Source organism: Nocardia sp. NPDC058497 (assembly GCF_042720195.1).
Classification (GTDB): Bacteria; Actinomycetota; Actinomycetes; order Mycobacteriales; family Mycobacteriaceae; genus Nocardia.
Genome location: NZ_JBHXMY010000534.1, coordinates 1 through 4,037 on the forward strand (window position 1 = coordinate 1; position 4,037 = coordinate 4,037).

General features: G+C 69.4%; 7 protein-coding genes. 2 read left to right on the forward strand and 5 right to left on the reverse strand.

Going from position 1 to position 4,037, the window contains the following annotated elements; translation table 11 throughout:
* The 3 genes from ACFWPJ_RS26630 to ACFWPJ_RS26640 all read right to left on the reverse strand — a co-directional run.
* A partial coding sequence (locus tag ACFWPJ_RS26630; protein WP_378855294.1) for an MFS transporter occupies positions 1-762 on the reverse strand: 762 nt, incomplete at its 3' end.
* Between the two features lie 3 nt (positions 763-765).
* Positions 766-1,329, reverse strand: a complete 564-nt coding sequence (locus ACFWPJ_RS26635) for a cysteine hydrolase family protein (RefSeq protein ID WP_378855296.1) — start codon at positions 1,327-1,329, stop codon at positions 766-768.
* A complete protein-coding gene (locus tag ACFWPJ_RS26640; RefSeq protein WP_378855298.1) occupies positions 1,326-1,793 on the reverse strand; it encodes a MarR family winged helix-turn-helix transcriptional regulator in 468 nt (155 codons plus the stop codon). The genes ACFWPJ_RS26635 and ACFWPJ_RS26640 overlap by 4 nt, the downstream gene beginning before the upstream one ends.
* A 154-nt stretch (positions 1,794-1,947) precedes the next feature.
* Here ACFWPJ_RS26640 and ACFWPJ_RS26645 point away from each other — a divergent pair, with 154 nt between their 5' ends.
* The gene (locus tag ACFWPJ_RS26645; RefSeq protein WP_378855300.1) at positions 1,948-2,160 is read left to right on the forward strand and encodes a hypothetical protein; all 213 of its coding nucleotides are present in this window, start codon (positions 1,948-1,950) and stop codon (positions 2,158-2,160) included.
* A gap of 28 nt (positions 2,161-2,188) precedes the next feature.
* On the opposite strand, the gene ACFWPJ_RS26650 is transcribed toward ACFWPJ_RS26645, so the two are convergent.
* Both ACFWPJ_RS26650 and ACFWPJ_RS26655 read right to left on the reverse strand, forming a co-directional pair.
* A complete protein-coding gene (locus tag ACFWPJ_RS26650) occupies positions 2,189-2,518 on the reverse strand; it encodes a hypothetical protein (protein WP_378855302.1) in 330 nt (109 codons plus the stop codon).
* Between the two features lie 30 nt (positions 2,519-2,548).
* Positions 2,549-3,157, reverse strand: a complete 609-nt coding sequence (locus ACFWPJ_RS26655; protein ID WP_378855304.1) for a TetR/AcrR family transcriptional regulator — start codon at positions 3,155-3,157, stop codon at positions 2,549-2,551.
* Between the two features lie 66 nt (positions 3,158-3,223).
* On the opposite strand from ACFWPJ_RS26655, the gene ACFWPJ_RS26660 reads away from it, so the two are divergent.
* A partial coding sequence (locus ACFWPJ_RS26660) for a saccharopine dehydrogenase (protein WP_378855306.1) occupies positions 3,224-4,037 on the forward strand: 814 nt, incomplete at its 3' end.

The window sequence follows — 4,037 nt, forward strand, 5'->3', positions numbered from 1 at the left end:
GCAGTACGTCAGCGCGACAGCGACTCCCGCAAAGACGGCGAGCAGCCACCAGCGGGGTGCAGCCAGGTCGCTGAGAAACCCGAGCAGGACGGTCATCAGGCCGGCGAACAGCACGATCCCGACCGGATCCATGTGCCGGGTGAACGAGGCGCTGCGGTTGCGGCGGTCGAGAGCCCCCCGAGGAACGAACACCAGGGTGGCGATGAGGCTCACCACGGCCAGCGGCACGTTGATGACGAACACCGACCGCCAGCCGAAGCCGGCGACAAGGGCGCCGCCGATCGGCAGCCCGATGGCCGCTGTCACCTGGCCTGCGGCCGCGACCAGGCTGAGGATCCGGCTGGGGAGGGGAACCACCGCGGCCTCGGCCTTCAGATTGATCATCATCATCGCCGTCGGATAGGCCGCAGAGGTCCCCAAACCGATGATCAGGCGGGAGGCCACCAGCCAGGAGATGTTCGGCGCCACCCAGCCGACCGCACCGCCGACCCCGACCAGCACGATGCCGGCCAGGAACACCGACCGCGCCCCGTAGCGGGTGGCCAGCCGGCCCATCAGCGGCTGGCAGACCGCGCTGACCAGGTACAACGCGGACACGAGCAGGGCTGTCTGGACCGCGGTCACGCCGAGGTCGTCCGCGATGCTCACCAGCGCGGTGGCGATGATGGACGAGTTGATCGGGTTGAGGGTGACTCCGAACAGGAGGGTCCAGGTGAACCCGCGGCTGAAGACGCGGCTTTCCGGGGTGGTGGTGCGCGGCATGGCTCAGGCCCGCGTCCGGCGCAGGGCCGCGAGGACGTCCGCGGTGGTGCCGGTCTCGGCGATGGCAGGCAGGGTGAGGGTGAGGCTGAGTCGATTGCGTTCGGCGTTCAGGTCCGTGACCGCGTCCGTGGGGACGGTGACGGAGTACCCCGCGTCGTAGGCCGCCCTGGCTGTGGATTCCACGCCCATCCCGGTCGCGATGCCGGTGACGACGACGTTGGTGACCGCCCGGTCGGCCAGCAGCCCGGTGACCTCCGCGGAGGTGAAGGCGCTCAGGGCCTTCTTCGCCACCCGCAGGTCCGTCTCGGTAACCGGCAGCCGCTCGTCGAGGACAGCGAAGTCGGCCTGGGGCTTGCCGCCGGGCAGCGGCACCTCGGTGCGCCCTGCGGGACGGCCGAGGGCGGTCACCCAGATGACCGGCAGCCCGGCCGCATGGAAGGCCTCGGCCAGCTCGGCGGTCCGCTCGACAATGCGCCGGGCGTCCTCGGCCTCGGCCACGGCGAGGATGCCGTTCTGGAGGTCGATCGCGATCAGCGCACTGACGGGGTCGATCCTGGTGATGCTCATGATTGTCCCTTCGATGGCGAGGTGGTATCGAAGCCGAGGAGGCGCCGGAGCAGGACGACCGCGTCGGCCAGCTGCCGCTGCTCGGCCGGGGTGAGCTCGGCGACGAGCCGACCGCGCAGCCAGTCCGCCTTGTGGGCGCGCACCGCCTCGATCGCGGCGGTGCCCTCGTCTGTCAGGTCCAGTCTGCGGCGACGGCCGTCGCGCGGATCCGGCGACACGGCGACCAGACCGGCGTCGACCAGCGTGGAGACCGTGCTGCTCATCGACTGAGGGCTCACGTACTCCGCCCGGGCCAGCTCGGCACTGGTCGCACCCGGCGCCTGATGCAGCCGGGCCAGCACGGTCTGCTGCGGCAGGGTGAGATCGCCGACAGCCTGCGACGCGCCGCTCAAGCGACGGGTGTATGCCCATATCAGGGCACGGATGTCTTCGGACAGCTCGGCGGGATCCACGGCATTCGACATACTTGCAGGGTACATATAATCATGAAAACTGATCAGTGTTCCTGATTATTCCCGTGGGTCGGCGGGGATGCCGACGAACATCGAACGCTGGTCTCCCTCCTGACCGGGAGGGAGACCAGCCCTCTCGGTTGAGCGGGTGCCGAGGCACCGGCCCGTGCCAGGCTTCTACCTGCCCGCCGACGAGCGCGACGGGCAGGGGCTGACAGTGTGGGAACCGGTCACTGCCGGGCTCGACTATGGCCGGTGGCCGGCTGCCGCGTACTTCTACACCGCGCCGGCACCAGGCGACCGCTCCGTCGAAGATCGCTTTCGGCCCGTCACCGGTGATCCGTGCCTGATCCGCGATCCACGCCGCGCGCAGCGCTGACCAGTTCCGCCTGACCTTGGCGTCGGCGTCATGGCCGTTCCGTCGGCAGTTCCCCGTACAACTGCCGCGCGCGGGTGGTCAGCAGCGGTAGCAGGATGGTGCGCCAAGTCGGCAGGTGCACTGTTTCCGACTGGCCACCGGCGACGAACTCGCGCTCGGCGGCGGTGTCGTCGATGTCGATACCCACCAGGTGGGTGAACTCGTGCCGCAGCAATGCCGCGAACTCCGTCGCCGTCTCCGGTACCGGGACGGCACAGATTCTGTCGCGCAGCACATCCCACGCCACCGGATCGCCGGGCGCTCCCCACTGCCGCGGTCGCCGATCGAAGAGTCGGGCTATCTCGGAAGTATCCGGCACCCGCCGAATCCTACCGAGGACCCGGGGATGTCATCGGCACTGCTCGGCACCGATGCTGCCGACGATCAGGTCGGTGAGGGCGCCGACCGCTTCGTCCGCTGTCGTCGCGCCTCGGTTGAGCTCTGCGCCCAGGGTTTCGGCGGCGCCGAGAACCGCGACGCAGCGCAGCCGGAGCGCGGCGGCGTCGAGGCTGGAGTAGGGCAGCAGGGCGGTGGCCATCCAGTCGCGGTAGCTGTCGAGCATATCGTGCTGGATCGACTGGACGTCCGGATTGCCTTTCAAGGCGGCGGAGATCGCGTCGAATTCGGGCATGTCGGTGGCGCAGGCGAAGTAGGCGGCGCTCATCACCCGGGCGATCTCGTCGGCGATGGGTTCGGCGGCGCGGACGGCTTGTTCCGTGGCGAGGCGGTGTCGTTCGTCGAGCCGGCGGTAGAGGGCGAGGAGCAGTTCGGGGCGGGTGCCGAAGTGGTCGTACACGATCGGCCTGCTCACCCCCGCGGCTTCGGCGAGCGTCACGAGCGTCAGCCCGTCGGTGCCGTGCTCGCGCACCATCGTCAGTGCGGTGTCGAGCAACTGCTCGCGCCGGGCCGCCTTGGAGAGCCGGGGTGATCGTGCGGGCATCGTCCTCCCTTGCGTCATGCCGCCAGCTTAGCTACAAAGAGTAAGTTACAGAATGTAGCTTAATGGCTGGGAGAGAAAATCACCATGGAGCATTCGCCCTCCGTCCTGATGCTGGGCGGTTCGGGACAGGCCGGGTCCGATACGGCGGCCCTGCTGCGTCGATGGCACCCGACGCTGCCGCTGACGATCGCCGGCCGCGATCTCGACCGAGCCCAGCGGGTCGCCGACTCACTCGGCACCGCGAACGCCGTGACAGTCGACCTGAGACGGCGCGATCTGGGTCTGCCTGCTGAGGCGGCCTACTCGGCGGTCGTCGCGACACTATGGGACGACCGGCTCAACGGGCTCGCCTATGCCCAGGACCACGGGTTGCCGTACCTCAGTATCTCGAGCGGCCTGTTCGATATCGGACCGGAAGTCGTCACGGGCGCCCAACGGGCAAGCACCGCACCGATTCTGGTGGCGAGCCACTTCCTCGCCGGTCTCGCGGTGCTCGCAGCACTGCACGAAGCACGGGAGTTCGACCGGGTCGACAGCGTCCGGCTCGCTGCCGTGCTCGACGAGACGGACACGGGCGGGCCCGCCGGAATCGCCGACCTCGAACGCTGGTACGCCGTGACCTCGGCCGGCCTGGTGCGCCGTGACGGCGTCTTCACCTGGCTCGCCGCCGAGGATGCCCAGGTGGAGGTGCGCACTGTCGACGGCACCCGCTTGGCGGGGCAGTCCATCCCGATTCTCGATGTGCCGACCCTGGCGATGGCGACCGGCGCGCCGGATGTCCGCGTCGACCTGGCGGTCGGGGAAACCCCGAGCAGGCTCCGGGGCGAACCCGCCTCGATCGAAATCCGCATCGACCTGCGCGGAACCGATGCGGCGGGCGCTCCACTGAGCAGGAGCC

What these genes read in the sequence shown, in the direction of transcription:
- ACFWPJ_RS26635 (WP_378855296.1), bottom strand. Translation starts at nt 1,329, where the DNA reads ATGAGCATCACCAGGATCGACCCCGTCAGTGCGCTGATCGCGATCGAC.
- ACFWPJ_RS26640 (WP_378855298.1), bottom strand. Translation starts at nt 1,793, where the DNA reads ATGTCGAATGCCGTGGATCCCGCCGAGCTGTCCGAAGACATCCGTGCC.
- ACFWPJ_RS26655 (WP_378855304.1), bottom strand. Translation starts at nt 3,157, where the DNA reads ATGACGCAAGGGAGGACGATGCCCGCACGATCACCCCGGCTCTCCAAG.